Annotated in this window: 16 protein-coding genes; 8 read left to right on the top strand and 8 right to left on the bottom strand. The window is 66.6% G+C overall.

Annotated elements, in window-relative coordinates:
- Window positions 1-9: 9 nt before the first annotated feature.
- A complete protein-coding gene (gene dnaN, locus QRN26_RS03290; RefSeq protein ID WP_056010213.1) occupies window positions 10-1161 on the bottom strand; it encodes a DNA polymerase III subunit beta in 1152 nt (383 codons plus the stop codon).
- Between the two features lie 485 nt (window positions 1162-1646).
- Window positions 1647-3068 (bottom strand): chromosomal replication initiator protein DnaA, encoded by a 1422-nt coding sequence (gene dnaA, locus QRN26_RS03285; RefSeq protein ID WP_056010215.1) that lies wholly within the window; start codon window positions 3066-3068, stop codon window positions 1647-1649.
- Window positions 3069-3395: 327 nt separating this feature from the next.
- On the opposite strand from dnaA, the gene rpmH reads away from it, so the two are divergent.
- The 8 genes from rpmH (at window position 3396) to QRN26_RS03245 (ending at window position 11102) form a co-directional block, all read left to right on the top strand.
- The gene (gene rpmH, locus QRN26_RS03280; RefSeq protein ID WP_056010217.1) at window positions 3396-3533 is read left to right on the top strand and encodes a 50S ribosomal protein L34; all 138 of its coding nucleotides are present in this window, start codon (window positions 3396-3398) and stop codon (window positions 3531-3533) included.
- Window positions 3472-3900, top strand: coding sequence for a ribonuclease P protein component (gene rnpA / locus QRN26_RS03275; RefSeq protein WP_350223903.1), 429 nt, complete (start codon window positions 3472-3474; stop codon window positions 3898-3900). The genes rpmH and rnpA overlap by 62 nt, the downstream gene beginning before the upstream one ends.
- A complete protein-coding gene (yidD, locus tag QRN26_RS03270; RefSeq protein ID WP_082456005.1) occupies window positions 3900-4211 on the top strand; it encodes a membrane protein insertion efficiency factor YidD in 312 nt (103 codons plus the stop codon). Before rnpA ends, yidD begins: the two co-directional genes overlap by 1 nt.
- Window positions 4212-4220: 9 nt before the next feature.
- Window positions 4221-5204, top strand: coding sequence for a membrane protein insertase YidC (yidC, locus tag QRN26_RS03265; RefSeq protein WP_056010221.1), 984 nt, complete (start codon window positions 4221-4223; stop codon window positions 5202-5204).
- An 8-nt stretch (window positions 5205-5212) separates the two neighbouring features.
- Window positions 5213-5719: a Jag family protein gene (locus QRN26_RS03260; protein ID WP_056010222.1), complete on the top strand. Its 507-nt coding sequence runs from the start codon at window positions 5213-5215 to the stop codon at window positions 5717-5719.
- A 25-nt stretch (window positions 5720-5744) separates the two neighbouring features.
- Window positions 5745-6392: a 16S rRNA (guanine(527)-N(7))-methyltransferase RsmG gene (rsmG, locus tag QRN26_RS03255; RefSeq protein ID WP_056010224.1), complete on the top strand. Its 648-nt coding sequence runs from the start codon at window positions 5745-5747 to the stop codon at window positions 6390-6392.
- A 2683-nt stretch (window positions 6393-9075) separates the two neighbouring features.
- Window positions 9076-10056, top strand: coding sequence for a ParA family protein (locus QRN26_RS03250; RefSeq protein ID WP_157580433.1), 981 nt, complete (start codon window positions 9076-9078; stop codon window positions 10054-10056).
- Complete coding sequence (locus QRN26_RS03245) at window positions 10056-11102, top strand: ParB/RepB/Spo0J family partition protein (RefSeq protein WP_056780518.1); 1047 nt, start codon at window positions 10056-10058, stop codon at window positions 11100-11102. The genes QRN26_RS03250 and QRN26_RS03245 overlap by 1 nt, the downstream gene beginning before the upstream one ends.
- 278 nt (window positions 11103-11380) lie before the next feature.
- Here the strand turns inward: QRN26_RS03245 and trxA are convergent, their stop codons facing one another.
- From trxA to QRN26_RS03215, 6 genes are all read right to left on the bottom strand, one after another.
- Window positions 11381-11701: a thioredoxin gene (trxA, locus tag QRN26_RS03240; RefSeq protein WP_056010228.1), complete on the bottom strand. Its 321-nt coding sequence runs from the start codon at window positions 11699-11701 to the stop codon at window positions 11381-11383.
- Window positions 11702-11748: 47 nt separating this feature from the next.
- Window positions 11749-12759, bottom strand: coding sequence for a thioredoxin-disulfide reductase (gene trxB, locus QRN26_RS03235; RefSeq protein ID WP_285035239.1), 1011 nt, complete (start codon window positions 12757-12759; stop codon window positions 11749-11751).
- A gap of 151 nt (window positions 12760-12910) precedes the next feature.
- A complete protein-coding gene (murJ, locus tag QRN26_RS03230) occupies window positions 12911-14527 on the bottom strand; it encodes a murein biosynthesis integral membrane protein MurJ (protein WP_285035238.1) in 1617 nt (538 codons plus the stop codon).
- Entirely contained in the window at window positions 14520-16853 is a 2334-nt protein-coding gene (locus QRN26_RS03225; protein WP_285035236.1) for a DUF6049 family protein, read from the bottom strand. Before QRN26_RS03225 ends, murJ begins: the two co-directional genes overlap by 8 nt.
- Before the next feature lie 128 nt (window positions 16854-16981).
- Window positions 16982-18640 carry a DHA2 family efflux MFS transporter permease subunit gene (locus QRN26_RS03220; RefSeq protein WP_285035234.1) on the bottom strand — a complete coding sequence of 553 codons (1659 nt, stop codon included), beginning with the start codon at window positions 18638-18640 and terminating at the stop codon, window positions 16982-16984.
- A 127-nt stretch (window positions 18641-18767) separates the two neighbouring features.
- Complete coding sequence (locus tag QRN26_RS03215; protein ID WP_285035232.1) at window positions 18768-19148, bottom strand: hypothetical protein; 381 nt, start codon at window positions 19146-19148, stop codon at window positions 18768-18770.
- Window positions 19149-19376: the final 228 nt, after the last annotated feature.

Raw genomic sequence — 19376 nt, 5'->3', positions numbered from 1 at the left:
CTTTGCGTGTCAGCGCAGCAGCAGGTTCGGCTGCAGCAGGTACTTGTAGCTGTCGGCACCCGGCTGATCCTTGGAGGATTGGCTCGTGATGAGCATGGGTCCCGGCTTGTTCGTGTTCTCCGTCTTGGTGAACGAGAAGCGCACGTACTCGCTCCGGACCGCGGTCAGACCGTCGATCAGGAACTGCGGCTTCAGGGAGAGCACGATGTCGTCGCCGGTGAGGAGGGCGTCGATGCCTTCCGATGCCTGCGCCTGCTCGGATCCGACGGCCTCGAGCGTGAGCCCGTCGATGGTGAAGGTGAAGCGGAGGGCCGCTTCGCGCTCGAGGACCAGCGACATGCGTCGGGTCGCCTCGATGAGTTCCGCGGTGTTGATGATCGCGTAGTTGTCCGTCGTCTCGGGGAAGAGTCGCTTGACCGGCGGGAAGTTGCCCTTGATCAGGAGCGAGGTGACCGTCTTGCGGTCGGCCCGGAACGCGATGAGCTCGCGGTCGTCGCGATTCGTGATCGCGACGTTGATGTTGCCGCTGTGCCCGAAGGTCTTGCCGACCTCCTGCAGGGTGCGGGCGGGCACGAGCGCCGTGACCGTCTCGCTGGATCCGTCGCCCTGGCCGGAGTCCCAGTCGATCTCGCGGACCGCGACCCGGTACCGGTCGGTGGCGACGAGGCTGAGGCTCGTCTTCGAGACCTCCAGCTGCACGCCGGTGATGACCGGGGTGACGTCGTCGCGGCTCGCCGCGACGGCGACCTGGCTCACTGCGGTCGCGAACTCGTCGGCGGGGACGAGCCCGAACTCCGCGTCGACCTGCGGGATCGTCGGATACTCCTCGACGGGCATCGAACCGAGCGTGAACCGAGCGGAACCGCAGGTGACCTCGATGCGGTTCTCGACCTTGCTGAACCGGACCGGCGCGTTGGGGAGTCGGCTGGCGATCTCGGAGAGCAGGCGTCCGTTGACGAGCGCGGTACCGGACTCCTCGACCTCGGCTGCGATGCCGGTCTGGCTCGAGACCTCGTAGTCGAACGAGGAGAGGATGAGACCGTCGTCGCCGGCTTCGATGAGGATGCCGTTGAGGATCGGCAGCGTCGGGCGCTGCGGGAGCAGCTTCACTGCGAACGAGACGGCTTCGCTGAATACATCCCGGTTGACGCTGAATCGCACGACAAGTCCCCTGTCTCTGGTTCTCGATGACGTCACCAATGCTAGTGGGTCGGCCTCCGGCGTCGAGTGGCGTCGCCGCTGTGGAGAAGCGAGCCTGGGGAAAGGTTGTTTGGCGGAGAGATCATTGAATTAACGGTTAACAGTCTTAACCGGTGTGGAAACTGTGGATAAGTCGTCCGAACCCGCTCGAACACAGGGAACTACATGTGTGTAACTTGGTGGCGGCCTGTGGAGAGAGCTCCCCGGGTGTGTGGGACTCGAGCGCCGGTGAATGCTGTTCACTCACAAGGTGGTCCGATGCTTCCACATCTCTCCACAGGTTATCCACAGGGCTGGGAAGGCGGAATGTGGACAGATCCGATGACGATCCGAGCTCCGGAGTCGTGCTCGTCAACGCCTGGTGAACGAAAACGGCCCCTCGAGCCCGTCATGGGTGTCGAGAGGCCGGAAACGTTCATCAGGACGCGTCAGGACGGATGCGGGATTCAGGAGCCGTAGCGGAGGTTCTGCTTGATGCGGCTCGTGAGCTCGGTGACCTGGTTGTAGATCGAGCGCTTCTCCTGCATGAGGTCCGTGATCTTCCGGTTGGCGTACATGACCGTCGTGTGGTCGCGGTTGCCGAACAGCTGGCCGATCTTGGGCAGGGACAGGTTGGTCAACTCGCGGCACAGGTACATCGCGATCTGGCGTGCCGTCGCGACGGCCTGCGAACGACTCGAGCCGTACAGGTCGTCGACCGAGAGCTTGAAGTAGTCCGCGGTCGTGTTGATGATGTCGATCGGCGAGATGACGTTGTCGTCGTCGAGGCTGATGACGTCCTTCAGGACCGTCTGGGCCAGCGTCATGTCGACCGCCGTCCGGTTCAGGCTCGCGAAGGCGACCACACGGATCAGGGTGCCCTCGAGCTCGCGGATGTTGCTCGACACCTTCGTCGCGATGAACTCGAGCACCTCGTCCGGGATGTGCAGCTTCTCGTTCTGCGCCTTCTTGCGCAGGATGGCGATACGCGTCTCGAGGTCGGGCGCCTGGACGTCGGTGATGAGACCCCACTCGAAGCGCGACCGCATGCGCTCCTCGAATCCGGTCAGCGCCTTGGGCGGCAGGTCGCTCGTGATGACGACCTGCTTGTTGTGGTCGTGCAGGGTGTTGAAGGTGTGGAAGAACGCCTCCTGCGTCTCCGCCTTGCCCTGGAGGAACTGGATGTCGTCGATCAGGAGGATGTCGATGTCCCGATACCGCGACTGGAAGAAGGATCCGCGGTTGTTCGCGATCGAGTTGATGAAGTCGTTCGTGAACTCCTCGCTCGAGACGTACCGCACTCGGATGCCGGCGTACAGGTTCATCGCGTAATGGCCGATGGCGTGGAGGAGGTGCGTCTTGCCGAGGCCGGAGTCGCCGTAGACGAAGAGCGGGTTGTAGGCCTTCGCCGGTGCCTCGGCCACCGCGACGGCGGCCGCGTGCGCGAACCGGTTGGACTGACCGATGACGAAGTTGTCGAAGCTGTACTTCGGGTTGAGCCGGGTGTCGTTCTCCCGCGCGGGCAGGGTCGGTGTCGGGGTCAGCTGAGGCTGCGGCGACTCCAGTGGCGCCGGATCGATGTGCTGGAAGCCGGCCTGCTCGTAGCGCTCCTCGACGATGTCGGGGTTGACGACGATCGCGTAGTTGCTGACCGGGCCGCCGTCGACGATGGAACCGAGTGCGGCGAGGATAGGCGCGCGCATGCGCTGGTTCAGCATCCCCATCGTGAACTCGTTCGGGACCTCGAGGTAGAAGGTGCCGCCCATGATGCCCTTGGGCACGATGAGGTTCAGGAATCCTCGCAGCGGCGGGGTGATGCGGTCGTCGACGGAGAGGATCCCGAGCACCGACTGCCAGGTCTCAGCGATCGCATCGTCGGCGTCCGACATAGTTCTCCCCACACATACTCACAGGTTCATCCACAGGCTCTCCCCTGAGTATGCGGGGCTGAACACGGTGCTATCCACACGCTGTGCATAACCCGGGGACTCACGCTAACAACACGTCGCCCCAGGCCCAAATCACTGTACGGCGGGCCTGCGTGTCACTGCTACAATTTCTGGGAATCCTGTGGATAATCAGTCGTTTGGCTGCACCTGGTTTGACCTTCGACCGTCGACCCCGTAGTTTGAATCAGTTGACTTCTGCCCACGGGCACCCTTCCGTACCCTGCTGCCACCTGTGCAGTGGTTGGTCATGATCCGGAGATCGTAATTATGAGCAAGAGAACCTTCCAGCCGAACAACCGCCGTCGCGCCAAGAAGCACGGCTTCCGTCTGCGCATGCGCACGCGTGCCGGCCGTGGCATCCTGTCGGCTCGTCGCGCCAAGGGCCGCACCGAACTCTCCGCGTAGAGCCGTCGTGCTCGAGCGTGCGAGCCGGATCACCTCCGGTGACGACTACCGAGGGGTAGTCCGTCGCGGATCCCGGTTCGTCGGCGAGCACACGGTCACCTACGTACGCATGAACCCGAAGGGCGGACAGCCGCGCTTCGGGTTCATCGTTGCGAAAACGGTCGGAAACGCAGTGACACGCAATCTCGTTAGACGGCGCCTCAAGGCCATCTGCCACGACAGCGTCGATTCCGCTGCCCGCGGGAGCGACGTCGTCATCCGCGCACTGCCGTCGGCCGCGACCGCGCCCTTCGCCGCGCTCCACGACGAGCTCGACCGCGCGTTCGCCAAGCGAGGCGTCACCCCGCTTCCGACGGATGCACGCTGATGAACGGTGTTCTCGCTGCTGCCTGTCTCGCGCCCCGCAATGCCGCGGTGCTGGCGCTTCGCGGGTATCGAGCCACCGTGTCGCCGCTCTACGGCGACGTCTGCCGGTATTACCCCAGCTGCTCCGCGTACGCTCTGGGAGCGGTGCAACAGCACGGCGTCGTCGTCGGCGCAGGTCTGGCCGCAGCGCGGATCGCGCGCTGCCACCCGTGGGCGGCACCGCGCTTCGACGAGGTCCCTCCCAAGAAGAACTTCCGCTACAGCGTCACGCCTCACGGATTTGTAGTGCAACCGAGCCACGGAAAGGGCTGACCCGCACCTATGGACATCATCGGCACAATTCTCTGGCCGCTCAAGTGGGCGGTCGAGCTGCTTCTCGTGGGTTGGCACCTGCTGTGGACGGCCATCGGACTCGACCCGGCAGCCGGCCTGACCTGGGTCCTCTCGATCGTCGGCCTCGTCCTCGTCGTCCGTGCGGCGCTCATCCCCCTGTTCATCAAGCAGATCAAGAGCCAGCGCAAGATGCTCGAGATCGCACCGCAGATGAAGAAGGTGCAGGAGAAGTACAAGGGCAAGCGCGACCAGGCCAGCCGTGAGGCCATGTCCCGCGAGACCATGGAGCTCTACAAGAAGCACGGCACCTCCCCCGTGAGCGGATGCCTGCCCCTCCTGGTCCAGATGCCGATCTTCTTCGCGCTGTTCTCGGTGCTGAACGACGCCCAGAAGAGCAAGGCCGGTGTCGGTCCACTGAACGAGACGCTCGCCGTGCAGTTCGGCGACGCGAACCTCTTCGGCATCGCTCCCCTGCACACCAGCATGCAGGCCGCCCTGGCGGGCAACCCGGTCAACTGGGCTGTCGTCATCATCGCCGCGGTCATGGTCATCCTGATGTGCGCCTCGCAGTTCATCACCCAGCTGCAGATCGTCTCGAAGAACATGTCCGCCGAGACGAAGGCCAGCCCGCAGTTCAAGCAGCAGCGCATCCTCCTCTACATCCTCCCGTTCGTCTTCCTCTTCTCCGGTTTCGCGTTCCCGCTCGGCGTCATGTTCTACTGGCTGACCTCGAACGCCTGGACGATGGTGCAGCAGTTCCTCGTCATCCGGAACATGCCGACGCCCGGATCCGACGCGGCGAAGGCTCGCGAGGAACGCCTCGCCCGCAAGGGCAAGCTGATGACGCCGAACGGTGACGTCATCTCGATCTCCGAGGCCCCCGTGCCGGAGAAGAAGGTCCCGGCGCAGCGTCAGCAGCCCATGGGCAAGGCACGCGCCAAGAAGCAGCAGTCCGACGGACGAGACAAGTAGGAGTATCGGTGACTGACCAGGAACTGGCCGTAGCCCAGGACGAAGACGCCCCCACGATCAGCCAGCTCGAAGAAGAGGGCGACGTTGCGGCGGACTACATCGAGGAGTTCCTCGACATCTGCGACATCGACGGTGACATCGACATCGATGCCCGGAACGGTCGCGCCTACGTGTCGATCGACTCCCCCACCGAGAGCAACCTCCGTCTGCTCTCCCGCCCCGACACCGTGAACGCGTTGCAGGAGCTGACGCGTCTCGCTGTGCAGAACCGCACGGGTGGGTTCTCACGCCTCATCCTCGACATCGGTGGGTCACGCGAGGCACGTCAGCAGGAGCTCGGTGCTCTCGTCGAGCGGGCTGTCGAGCGGATCGAAGCCGGATCGACCGAGGCGGCACTTCCTCCGATGTCGAGCTACGAGCGCAAGCTGGTGCACGACATCGTCTCTGCTCGTGGGTTCGTGTCCGAATCGCACGGCGAGGGACGCGATCGCCACACCGTCATCACGCGCGGCTGACGCTCGCGTTTCACGTGAAACTCCGATGACTGACGCACACGACGCTGCCGGCCTCGAGCCAGAACCTGCCGAGGCCGCGCTCCTGTTCGGCGACCAGATCGAGGTCGGCCGCTCGTTCGCGGCGAACCTCGCGACCCACGGCGAGCCGCTCGGACTCATCGGGCCGCTCGAGCTTCCCCGGTTGTGGACGAGACACATTCTGAACAGCGTGATCGTTGCACCGTTGCTTCGTCCCGGACGAGTCGGCGATGTCGGCACAGGCGCCGGGCTTCCCGGACTGGTCCTGGCGATCGCACGACCTGATGTCGACTTCGTCCTCATCGAGCCGATGGAGCGTCGCGTCGCCTGGTTGAACGATCAGGTGGGGGCGCTCGGATTGCGCAACGTCGAGGTCGTGCGTGCGAGGGCTGAAGAGGTCCGACTCACGCAGCAGCTCGACCAGGTGACGGCTCGCGCGGTCAGCGCGCTCCGCAAGTTGTTGCCGCTCACCGCTCCTCTGCTTCGCGACGGCGGCGAGCTCGTGCTGATGAAGGGCGCCGGCGCACAAGCCGAGGTCGATGCGTCGGCGAAGGAGCTGCGCAAGTACAAGGTGTCGGGCGTCGAAGTACGCACGCTCGGCGAGGGTGTACTGGCCGAGCCGACACGAGTGATCCTGGGCACCGTCCGCGGCTGAATTGGTCTGCCAAGGGGACGAATCCTCCGGCAACACCTCACGGCGCCGCAATCGAGCCGATGTGGGTTCCCCAGGAGAATCGTTCCTGACGAACGCCACCTGCCGGCGGGTGCCGATTGGGGCGCCTGAGTTCGTCAGGAGCGATTCTCCGGTCGAATCAGGCACCGATCTCCTCGGTTTCGGCGACTGATGACACCCTGTTTTGAGGCGATTCGGCACCCGTTGGTGCTGATATAAAGGATTTCAGATCGAGCCGCGGCCGTTTTGTGCGATGTGCTCTGGCCAGATACCGAGCAGCCGCTTGTCCTGGCGAGGACGTCATGATCCGACGGTGATGGGACGTAGGAGCTCAACCGCGACCCTCACCGTCGGTGATCACGATTCGTGTTCCTGTCCGCACGCGCGGCGAGCGGCTGTAGGTCTACGTCGCCCCTTCCTCGAATGTGTGTGCCCGTCTGACGACGTTCTCCTCGGGTGATCGCGCTCTGGTTCTCGCGGGATCAATCGGTGGGCGGGTCGAGACCACTCCCCGGGAGCGAGTCGCGAGCAGGCGATCCATGTCAGCATCGGAGTTCGCCACGGCGAGAGCTGGTGACGTACGTGGTTCCAACCGACAGCGCCGGTCGATGTCGGCTGTCGGCGGCCGGCGGAGGGCGGGCTCTCCCAGCTCCACGAGGCCCGATGTGTCACCCTAGACACTCATCGAGGGCCGGTTCGGTTGACCACGCGGCCGCGATTCGTCGTCATGGGCGGGCTGCGGGTGCGGTGCATCTCGCGGCCCGCTGACGCCGTCCCTCACCGCGGAGGCCACGCGTTGCGAAGCGCCGGGCAGGTGCTCGGGGGCGGTCGAATCCCTGCGGTGCATCGCGTGAGCTGGGAGGTGGGAATGCTGATACCGGAGTGTATTGACCGCAACCAGCAACCCGTGAGTGCATGCGCGCAACAGCCTGCCGTGGCACATCAGCTGCTTCACCGGCATGTTCACACGCGCGAGCGTCCGCCGACGGAGCCAGGAGCGGTCGTCCGCAGCACGAGAGGATGCCCCAACTCGTTGTACGAGCGGCTGAAGAGCCGGACCGCGGCGGGTTTCACGTGAAACGCGGTCAAGCACGGCACGTTGATCACGTCGAACACGGGTCTCGTTCGCACAGGTGAGTCTGAGGCATGTTTCACGTGGAACGACGTGTCGTGCGCACGGCGGAATGCGCCGGATGGGTCCGTCTTGATCCAACTGAGACTCCGGTGCGAGACACCATGCGGTGAACAGAGCCAGTGGACACCACAGACCGGTCTCCGACCCACCTACGGGCGGCGCCTGGACGGAAGCGCGCGTGGCGGACCCCACTGCGCGAATGCCGGCTCCGGAACAGCCGAGGTCGCTGAGGGAGCCAACCGCTGACGACTCGCGGTTCTCGCAGTCCTGGAGGAACCGAGCCCGCTCCCCCACTCGGCACCGGCTTGCACCGCGCCAGGCCGAGCGTCGCTCATCCGCGAACACCATTGGTATTCAGGGGTATGGGCATCAGCCCGTGCGCGGAGTTGGTGTTTCACGTGAAACACCATCGCCCCGCGTGGATATGCTGCCGTCGGTACTGTGACAACGCCGGACGGTGGCGTTGCTCCAATGCGTTGATGAGCGGCGTGTCTCGACTCCAGCGGACGGCGCCGTAGACGCAGCACGACTAGCCGCTGAACTTCCCGCCTGCGCATGAGGCGTGCGGTCTGCGCAGCGATGAGAAGAGGACCGCCGCCAGTGGATGTCTGGCCATGGAGAGGATCCGCCATGCCGCGGAACAGACCTCCGGCGTAGGCGGACTGCGGCCCGTCGATGAACAGGTTCGCGAGGCGCGTCGTGTTTCACGTGAAACCATGGTGCGGTGCTGAGGTACGCCGCGTCGGATAGGCCTCGGTAGGTCTACACCACGCTGGCTGTACTCTTGGCGCCGCCACAACTGCGCCTCCTCGCGACTCGCGAGGAGTGCGGGACGGCGTCCGTTCGGAGGGGGGCATCCGGCCGGGTCCGGGCGGCCACCGGTGTCGCGGGGGACGTTCTGAGTGCGCTTGGGTTGGCAGGACATCGCGATGTTCCACGTGAAACACTGGCGCGGAACGCACGCGCCGTTCGCAATGATCCACTGCCGACTCGAGCGGCTGCTCTCTGTGGATAACTCTGTGGACAGTTTGCGGCAGCTGGCACGGTTCGTCGGCCTTCATCTCCCGTTTCTGCTCGCGCATCCATTGGCGGGTCGTCGATGAGGGCACTGTCTGCCGGGGGTGGTCGAGTGTCGGTGCTCGTCCAGAACCAGCCGTACGGCACGAAAATCCGCATGTTTCCGCGGATCCATCGAGCACTCGTCCCGCGAGCGAGGAGCCACCCAGCTCGGGCGGTCGCCGAGCAAGGCGATCGGTCCGGTGTCGTCGGAGCGACAGCGGCCGAGATTCAGTGAACGCCAGAATGCTGTCAAGCCTCGGGAGCGCCTGTGGATAAGTGTGTGCACAACTCACGCCCTGACGTGCGCCGGTGCCGGCGGTATCGATCCCTCGGAGAGCCCACGGCGGAGAATGTGCCCGAAGTCCAGCGCCCGACACCCTCGGATCCGTCGCGCTCGTGGCAGATCCCCGTCTCCCGCGTCAGCCTGCGCTGGTACGGTTGAAGAACACGTTTCGAGCGAGAAGGTTTCACGTGAAACAACCCGAACCAACGCATTCCGCAGCATCCGCGCGCGACTCCGTTGGTAGCGCCTTCGATGCATCGACTCCCCTGGCTCGCGAACTCCACCATCTGACTGAGAGGCGCAAAGCCTTGGCTACTGCGACGCTGCCGACTCCAGACCACACCCGGGTGTTCACGGTTTCCAATCAGAAGGGCGGAGTCGGCAAGACGACAACGACGGTCAACATCGGTGCGGCTCTCGCCCGCTCAGGGGCCCGGGTGCTCGTCATCGACCTCGATCCGCAGGGGAATGCGTCCACGGCGCTGGGTGTGGAGCACCACTCGGACGTGCCCAGCGTGTACGACGTCCTGATCGACGACTTCCCGCTCGCCGACGTGGTGCAGCAGAGCCCCGAGTTCCCCACCCTCTTCTGTGCCCCCTCCACCATCCACCTGGCCGGTGCCGAGATCGAGCTCGTTTCCCAGGTGGCACGTGAACACCGGCTGCGTACCGCCCTCGAGCAGTTCATCCAGGACGCCGAGGAGCCGTTCCACTACGTCCTCATCGACTGCCCGCCGTCGCTCGGCCTCCTCACGATCAACGCGTTCGTCGCGGCGAAGGAGGTGCTCATCCCGATCCAGTGCGAGTACTACGCGCTGGAGGGGCTCAGCCAGCTGTTGAGCAGCATCCAATTGATCCAGCGCCATCTGAATCCTGGTCTGGCTGTGAGCACCATCTTGCTCACGATGTACGACGGCCGCACCAACCTCGCGCAGCAGGTCGCACAGGATGTCCGCGACCACTTCACCGGTCAGGTCCTGGAGTCCATCATCCCCCGCGCCGTGCGCATCTCGGAGGCGCCCAGCTTCGGACAGAGCGTCATCAGCTACGACCCGACGTCGCTTGGTGCGGTGTCCTACCTCGAGGCCGCTGCCGAGATAGCGAATCGCTGGGCCGCACAGCAGCACGCATCACCCGATACGAACCACCCTGAGGGAGTCAGTCACTGATGGCAACGAAACGAACCGGACTCGGCCGCGGAATCGGTGCCCTCATTCCGACCACGAGCTCCGATACTCAGGCGAACCGTCCCGTCGACGTGTTCTTCCCCGACAACCAGGGGACGGCTCGGAAGGCCGCGAAGGACGCCGCTACCGCCGCTGCCGACGCTGCTGCTGCGGCCGCCGAGCCTCAGGCACCGTCATCGGAGGCGACCCCGTCCGATGGCCCACAGCTCGTCGCCGTCCCCGGCGCGCGGCTCGCCTACCTCTCCCCCGCGCTCATCGTCCCGAACGCGAACCAGCCGCGCACCGTGTTCGACGAGGACCACCTCGCCGAACTCGTGACCAGCATCCGCGAGGTCGGTGTACTCCAGCCGATCGTCGTCCGCCCCATCCCCGGCGACGACGAGCAGTACGAGCTCATCATGGGTGAGCGGCGCCTCCGGGCCTCGAAAGAGGTCGGACTCGACCGGATCCCCGCGATCATCAAGGACACCGCGGACGAGGACATGCTCCGTGATGCGCTCCTCGAGAACCTTCACCGCTCCGAACTGAACCCGCTGGAGGAAGCCTCTGCGTACCAGCAGCTCCTCGCGGACTTCGGGATCACCCAGGACGAGCTCGCGAACCGGATCGGCCGCTCACGCCCGCAGATCAGCAACACCATCCGTCTCCTCAAGCTGCCAGCAGCGGTCCAGCAGCGCGTCGCAGCGGGCGTCCTGAGCGCCGGCCACGCACGGGCCATCCTCTCTCTGACGGACCCTGAAGCACAGCAGCGTCTCGCCGACAAGATCGTCAACGAAGACCTCTCCGTTCGCGCGGCGGAAGCTGCCGCAGCTCAGGGCGTCCAGGCGAAGAAGCCGCGGCCGATCGCCGGGTCCCGCCGAGGCCAGCTCGACGAGATCGCGGACCGACTCGGCGACCGACTGAACACTCGGGTGAAGGTTACGCTCGGCGCGAAGAAGGGCCAGATGGTGGTCGAGTTCGCGACGATCGCGGACCTCAACCGCATCCTCAGCGAGCTCGGCGAGTCCGGATTCGGCCAGTCCTCCTAAGTAGGTTTCACGTGAAACACGGGGACCGGTCAGTCGACCGGTCCCCGTGTTCGTGGATGAGACGAGATGTCGACACACCACTGCTCTCGTTTCACCCTGCGTCGACTATCGGGACAAACACCTGGTCAACGGCATGAAACGTGGTGCGACATCGAGGTTTCACGTGAAACCTCCGGCTGCAGCTGTGTCTCGTCAGAATCGACCCAAGAGGCCCCCACCAACGAGGAACCGCCCGACTCCGGAGAGTCGGGCGGTTCTGGACGAGAAGGATCTCCTGGTCAGCCGATGAAAGCTGCGAGGTCCTTCTCGAGGGCGGCCTTCGGCTTCGCGCCGATGACGGTCTGAACGACCTCGCCACCCTTGAAGACCTTCATGGCCGGGATGGAGGTGATCTGGTACTTCATCGCGAGGTTCGGGTTCTCGTCGACGTTCAGCTTGAGCACGGTGATCTTGTCACTGTTCTCAGAGCCGATGGTGTCGAGGATCGGGCCGACGGCGCGACACGGACCGCACCAGGCGGCCCAGAAGTCGACCAGGACGGGCTTGTCGCTGTTGATGACCAGCTCGTCGAACGTTGCTTCGGTGACTGCATCTGACATGAGTGTTCTCCTTCGTGGTGCGCGCGTCGAGATGGGCGCGCGGTCGATCAAACGGTGGTGGCGAGGACCGGGTCGGACGGCTGCGGGCGACCAGCGGTCTGAGCCTCGCCGATAGCGGACAACTCGCCTGCGGCCTGCTCGCGGTCGGCGAGGTAGTGCTCCGCGTCGAGGGCCGCGATGGTGCCACTGCCGGCAGCGGTGATCGCCTGACGGTAGGTGGGGTCGATGACGTCGCCGGCGGCGAAGACGCCGGGCAGGTTGGTCTTCGACGAGCGACCCTTGACCGCGATGGTGCCCTCGGGAGCGAGGTCCAGCTGACCGTGGATGAGGTGCGTCCGTGGGTCGTTGCCGATCGCGATGAACAAGCCGCCGAGCGGCAGGTGGGTCTCGGTGCCGTCGGTGGTGGATCGCAGCGTCACGCCGTCGACCGCGTCGGCGCCGGTGATCCCTGCGACCTCGCTGTTCCAGATGAACTCGATCTTGTCGTTCGCGAAAGCGCGGTCCTGCATGATCTTCGACGCGCGGAGCGTGTCCTTGCGGTGGATGACGTAGACCTTCGACGCGAAGCGCGTGAGGAAGGTGGCCTCCTCCATCGCGCTGTCGCCGCCACCGATGACCGCGATGGTCTTCTCCTTGAAGAAGAACCCGTCGCAGGTCGCGCACCATGAGACGCCGTGGCCGGAGAGTCGCTCCTCGTCGGCCAGTCCGAGCTTGCGGTACGCGGAACCGGTGGCGAAGATGACGGTGTGTGCCTCGTGGACCTGACCGTTGCCGAGGGTGACGGTCTTCACGTCACCATCGAGCTTGAGGTCGGTGACGTCGTCGTAGAGCACCTCGGTGCCGAACCGCTCGGCCTGCTCCTGCAACTTCATCATGAGCTCAGGGCCCTGGATGCCGTCGGGGAAGCCCGGGAAGTTCTCGATCTCGGTGGTGTTCATGAGTTCGCCGCCCGCCTCGACCGACGACGCGACGAGCAACGGCTGCAACGAGGCGCGCGCAGCGTAGATCGCCGCCGTGTAGCCGGCGGGTCCTGATCCGACGATGATGACCTGACGCACGATGCTCCTCAGTGGTTCGTGGACTCCCGGACCAGGTGGGTTCCGGGCTTCCGAGTGGTGTAACACATCCTAACCGGCGCCTATTCCGGTCCTGCGGGGCCTCGGACAGCTCTCAGGTGGGCGTGATGAGTCCGACCCGCCTGCCCGGTGATCAGCGGCCGAGGCGGGCCAGGACGGGCGCCAGAGCGGCCTGCAGTTCCGGCGTCCGCAGCAGGGCCAGGACGGCCAGGTAGACCGCGGCCATGACGGCTCCGACGACGGCCATCGTGATGATGGCCCCGGGGATCGTCGCGGTGGTGAACCCCTCCTCGCCGATGCCGCCCAACAGCAGCAGGACGACGACACCGACCGCTGCGGCCGGCACGGCGGCCGCGACGTACCGGAGCAGGCTGAGGAGGATCCGCTTGGTGTCGAGGCCGCCCAGTCGACGACGGAGCAACAGTGCGGCGACCACGGTCTGCGCGACGCACGCGATCGTGATGGCGAGCGCGACACCGGCACCGACCAGGTGAGCCGGGAGGACGAGGATGACGATGATCGCGAGCAGCACGAAGAGCAGCGTCTGGAAGAGGGTGAAGAAGAAGGGGGTCTTCGTGTCGCCGAGGGCGTAGAAGGCGCGCTGCAGGACGAAGAGGATGCAGAACGGGACGAGCCCGATGACGAAGGCGATGACGATGCCGCCCATGGCCTGCGCCTGTTCGAAGGTCTCGGCGAACACGCTGCCGAAGGGGACGGCGACGACCATGATGACGGCGGCTGCGAGGACGATGAGGACGCTCACCACGCGGATCGCGGCCGAGATGTCGGCCTGGAGCCGAGGGATGTCCCGTCCGTGCTCCCGTGTCCCCTGCGCGTGCTCGCTCATGCGGGTGAAGTACGCCGTCGCGATGGAGACGGTGATGATCGAGTGCGGGAGCATGAAGATCAGCCACGCGTAGTTGAGGATCGCGACGGACGGCCCCTGGTTACTGACGGAGGCGACGATCTGGGTCTCGATGATCCCCGCACCGGTCGTCAGCAGCAGCATGCCGAAGGTCCAGCTGGCGATCCGGCCGGTGGCACGGAGTCCCACGCCCCGCCACTGGAAGTCGGGCCGGAAGCGCAGCCCGGCCTTCCGCCAGAAGAGCATGAGGAACGCGGCTTGGACCACGACGCCGAGCGTGGCGGACCCGGCGAGCAGGACGGTCCGGCCGTCGGTCCACTCGCGGACGGCGAGATCGCCGCTGCCGTACAGGCCGATGAAGGCGATCAGGCCGGCGATCGCGATGACGTTGTTGAGCACGGGCGCCCAGGTGAACGGCCCGAACATCTTGCGGGCGTTGAGGACCTCACCGAGCACGGTGTACAGCGCGTAGAACAGGATCTGCGGGAGACACCAGTAGGCGAACGCCGTCGCGAGCGCGAACTGCTCCGGCGGCAGGGCGGCGGCGACGATGAACACGAAGACCGGTGCCAGGAGCGTGATCACCGCCGTGGCTCCGCCGATGAACACCAGGGTGATCGTCACGAGCTTGTTGATGTACGCGTTGCCACCGTCGGCGTGAATCCCGGCTCGGACGATCTGCGGCACGAGCACGGCGCTCAGGACACCGCCGCCGATGATCACGTAGATGGTGTTCGGCAACTGGTTCGCGATGGCGAAGGTGTCACCGATGACGACGACACCGATCGCCTGTGCCACCAGGATGGCCTTGACGAAGCCGAGGAGCCGGGAGACCAGCGTCCCCGAGGCGAGGAGGGCGCTCGCCCTGCCGATGCCGTCAGCCATTCGTCTCCCGTCGTCCGGGTGACGACTCTACCGGGGGCTCTCCGTCCGCACGCTCATCGTCGTCCGGAGCGACGCCCGCGGAAGCGGCGAGAGCACGACGCTTCGCCCGCCGGCTGAGCACCATGCGGATCACCCCGCTGACGAACAGCAGGGCGACGAGCAGCGCGAGGACGATGGCGCCGATGCCCTCCCAGTCGGCGCGGACGTTCACCCCGACGAACGACTGCTCGCCGATGGCCTGACCACCCGTGCTGAACAGTTGCAGTCGGAGGGTGGCGTCACCGTTCCCGATCTGCGCCTGGACGGGGACGAGGACGGTGGCCCGTGAATCCGCGGCGATCTCCTGCGTGACGGACCCGGAGATGCTGAGGCGACCGTTGCTCGGCGACGCCTGCATCACGACGGTGACGGGGTACGGCAGGTCGTTCCGGACCGCGAACGGCAACGACACCTCGCCGCCCACCATGTTGATGCGACTGCTGTCCGTCACGCGGACCGATGCGAGGACGGTGTCCGTGCGTTCCTGTTGAGCGGTGACCGCGGCGCCCCACCCCTCCGCCGTGGGGAGCCACCCGGCCGCGAGGCTGGAGAGCAGCGTGGCGCGCTCACGCCCGGTCAACAGCTCGGGGTCGTTCAACACGGAGGAGAACTCGGTGACGAGTCGTTCGTCGTCGAGGAGGACCCGGACATCAGACACCCGGTCGTCGTTCGGGGCCATCGCACCGAGGGTGACCGCGGTCGGCGGCTCCGTGAGGGTGCTCGCGAGGGACGTCCGGGAGGTGGCCGGCAACGAGCGGAGTGCGTTGACCGTGTCGCCCAGGGCTGGGAGGGCAGCGTCGACGGCGCGCGGGAGGACGGCGACGACCGTTCCGCCCGTCGACCCCTCGGTCCCGATGGCGGCGGCCCGGGCGTTCACGTCCGCGATGGCGTTCTGGAACGCACTGTCCGTCGTCGCCGAGGCGGCGGCGCTCAAGGAGTCGGCGAGGCCGTGGTCGACCAGGAGGGTCGGTGTGGTTCCGGCCGTCGTCGACGCGCGGAGCGTCTGGCCGCTCGTGGAGGTGTTGTCGGAGTCGATCATCGCGACCGCGCCACCGGACGCGGTGAAGACGGAGAGGTCGGCGTCGGACACCGCGCCGCCCGCCCAGACGATGCTCGGGAGGGTGTAGCTCCACTCGAGCAGCTCGGCCATCGTCGGAACGGTCGGGACAGGTTGAGCGGGTGTCTCGGAGGGCGACGGTGTCGGGGTGGATCCGTCGGACGGCGTGGCGGTCGGGGACGCGCCGTCGGTCGCCGTCGCCGGTGACGGCACGGTCTGCGGGCTCGGCTGGACGCCGTCGGGGTCGGTGGTCGGTGTGTCGGTCGGCGTCGGGGTGTCGGTGGGCTGCACTGCAGGGAAGTCCGCGACGTCCAGGGCGAAGTCGAACGAGGTCGGTGCCATCAGCTGTCCGAGCCCGGCCTCGGCTTGGACAGCGGGTTCCGCGTCGCCGTACTGAAGGGCGAACGTCTCGTTCGGTGCGGCCTCGAGTCGGGCGAGCCAGGCCACGGCGCCCTGGGGTGCACGGGTGCCGAGCGCTCTGATGGAGGCGATGATCCGGGGATCGATGCCGAGGGCGATCTGCTCGCCGAAATACGCGTCGAGCTGGGTGGTGAGGGCGCCGTCGTCCTCGGTGAGTTCGGTGAGCTCGTCGACGTCGAGGAGCCCGCCGTAGCTGATCGGGACGGTGAGTGGGGCCACGAGGGCCACGGAGGCCGCGGTGGGCTGTCCCTGGGATCGCCAGACCAACGCCGTCCGCCCTCCGGCGGCCGTGTCCCCGGCCGTGTAGCCGGCGGAGACACCGTAGGAGCCCCAGGCGTCCGCATCGTCGAACCCGAGCGCAGGCGGGGTGAAGTCGAGGCCGCTCACGACGTACTGCTGGCCGGCGATGAGTTCCGGGATGTCGATGGTCCGCACCACGGTCGTCCCGGTCGGTGTCGTCGCCGCGTCGGCACCGGAGGTGTCGAGCCACGTGTCGAGCGCTGCCGTCCCGGTGATGCGCGCGGTGGTGACCGCCAGGGAGAGGGAGCCGGCCGGCAGGTCGTCGTCGGTGCCGTTCGTCAGCGTGATGCCGAAGGAGGTGATCGAGGACTGCTCGACCGCTCCCCCGTCACTCGGACTCACCTCGACCGACACGAGGCCGTCCGATGTCGCAGCGGAATGAGCGGCCTGTAGGGGCGCGGCAGCGGCGAGGGACCCTGGCGAGAAGAGCCCGGAGGACACGACGGCGAACGACAGCGCGGCTGCTGCGAGGGCGCTGAGGAGGCGTGGGAGGCGGCTTGGTCGTGTCATGGGCTGATGGACCACGTCGCTCAGGCGGAGTGGTCCGCTCACGATTCTACGGTGGCGCCCCAAACGAACCTGGGTGCTGGTGCACCGGGAGGTCACGGCTTCCGCCGGGAGCGCCACCGAGCGTCGGGCTAGGACCCGTCTGACGCGATGCGATCGGCGTCGCCATCGTCCGGCACACCCTCGTCCTCCCGCCGGCCGTGACCGAGCGAGAGGGTCGCGAGGAAGCCGACGACGAGGAACGCCGCGGCAGCGAAGGCCGCGTATCGCGTGCCGTCCGAGAGCGCGACCTTGGCGTCCTCGGCGACCGCGGCCGTCGAGGGGTCTGCGGCGAGTCCGGCGATGGACGCCCCGGCGCTGTCGACCACGCTCGAGACCAGGGCGTCGCGCTGTGCCACCGGGATCCCGGCGTCGTCGAGTCGTGCGTCGAGCACGGAAGCAGTGCTGACGAACAGCACGGTGCCGAGGACGGCGATGCCGAGGGCCGATCCGATCTGCCGCGCCGTGCTCTGCGTCCCCGAGCCCTGCCCGCTCTGCTCGATCGGGACGTCCTTCAGGACGACGCCGGTCAGCTGTGCGGTCGCGAGCCCGACACCGAACCCGTAGACGAAGAGGGACACGGCGATCGCGAACCACGGGGTGTCGGTTCCGACCGCGAACCCGATACCGATGACACCGGCGACCTCCGCGAGGATGCCCACCCGCACGATCGTCACCGGCGCGACGCGGTTCCCGAAGGCACCGGCGAAGCCGCTGGCGACGAACGATCCGATCGCCAGGGCGAGGAGGACCACGCCCGTCTGCAGCGCGCTGTATCCGAGGACGTTCTGCAGCCAGATCGGGAGCGACAGGATGATGCCGAACTCGCCCAGGGAGACGATGAGGGCAGCGATGTTGCCGTTGCGGAACGACGGCAGGGAGAAGAGGGAGAAGGCGATGATGGTGCTCCGCCCCTGCCGCATGCGCCGGCGGCCCCACAGCACGAACGCGATCGCACCGATGACGGTCACCAGGAGCGCGATGGGCACCGGGGAGAGCGTGAACGGCCACGTCCAGTCGCCGACGACCAGTGGTGCCTCGGTCGTCCACCAGCCGAGGCTCCGACCTTCGATCAGTCCGAACACGAGGGACGAGCTGGTGACGATCGACAGCGCAGCGCCGACACCGTCGATGCCTCCGGTCGCCACGTCGCGCGACTCGGAGACGAACAGGAGCAGGCCGATCACGATGACGACACCGAGCGGCACGTTGATGCCGAACGCCCAGCGCCACGAGAAGTCGGTCGTCAGCCAGCCGCCCAGGAGCGGCCCGACCGCGACCATGCCGCCGATCGTCGACCCCCAGACGGCGAAGGCGATCGCCCGGTCGCGCCCCCGGAACGTCGCGTTGATGATCGACAGGGTGGTGGGGAGGATCATCGCCCCGCCGACGCCCTGGACGACCCGCGCGAGGATCAGGAGCTCGCCGGTCGCTGCGAGTGCTGCGAACACCGAGGCGGCGACGAAGACGACGACCCCGAGGAGGAGCATCCTCCGGCGACCCACCCGGTCGGCGAGGGTCCCGAAGACGATGAGGAGCGCGGCGAAGACGAGGGTGTAGGACTCCTGGACCCACTGGACCTGTGTCGACGAGATGCCGAGGTCGTCCACGATCGACGGGATCGCGACGTTGACGATGGTGGAGTCGACGATGATGAGCGCGACGGCGACGCTGATGGCGACGAGTCCGAACCATTTCCGGCGGTCGGCGGTGCTTCGTCCGGGCGTCTCGGACAGGTTGGATTCCGTCATGCGCGGAAACGATCAGCTAGCTGCATATTGTGAGTATGCGCCCACGATCAGCGGTTGTCACCCACCATGTGTCGTATTCGCATTCTGGAATACAACTGCCCGACGGGTGTCGTCGAGCCAGACGGCGTCACTCCGCGTCGTCGCCCTCCCACGGGGGTCGAGCCACCTTGCCCGACATCCGCCAGACCGCGCGGGTCAGTTCCGGATGCACCCGCGCGATCTCCCGGAGCACCTCGTACTCCAAGTGGTCCGCATTGTCGCGGTGATCCTGGGCGTCCTCCAACGAGGAGTACCCCGCGAGCCGTGCCATGGCGTGCTGGGCGGCGAGCCCTCGCGCGTGCAGCGCGTCGTCCCGGAGCACGGCGACGACGAGCTCGTCGACCGTCGGCATCGACGGCAGGAAGTCCCACGGGTCCTCGCCGTCTCGGGCACGATGCTCGATGATGACGTCGCGTTCGAGTTGCGCATCACGCCGCAGTTTCGGGAGGTCGACCGCCTGCAGATCCACGTACCCTCCTCACTCCGGCGCACCGGCGGCGCGCACTCGGGTATCAAGGGTACGCCTCGTATCGGTGGACCTCGCCGTCAAGGCGGCCTCGGACCGACGGACGCACCTGGTACCCCAGGACCATCGGCGTCGTCCGATCGGCGGATGGACGGGCCGCGGCAGGTCCGTCATCGTGTGGATGTGCCGCCGGACGACGCTCCCTAGCGTGGAGTGGGGCGACTCGCGCCC

The sequence above is a fragment of the Plantibacter sp. ME-Dv--P-095 genome (assembly GCF_030209365.1).
Taxonomy (GTDB): domain Bacteria; phylum Actinomycetota; class Actinomycetes; order Actinomycetales; family Microbacteriaceae; genus Plantibacter.
The sequence above is the reverse complement of the archived record's forward strand: the minus strand, read 5'-3'. Positions and strand labels throughout refer to the sequence as shown.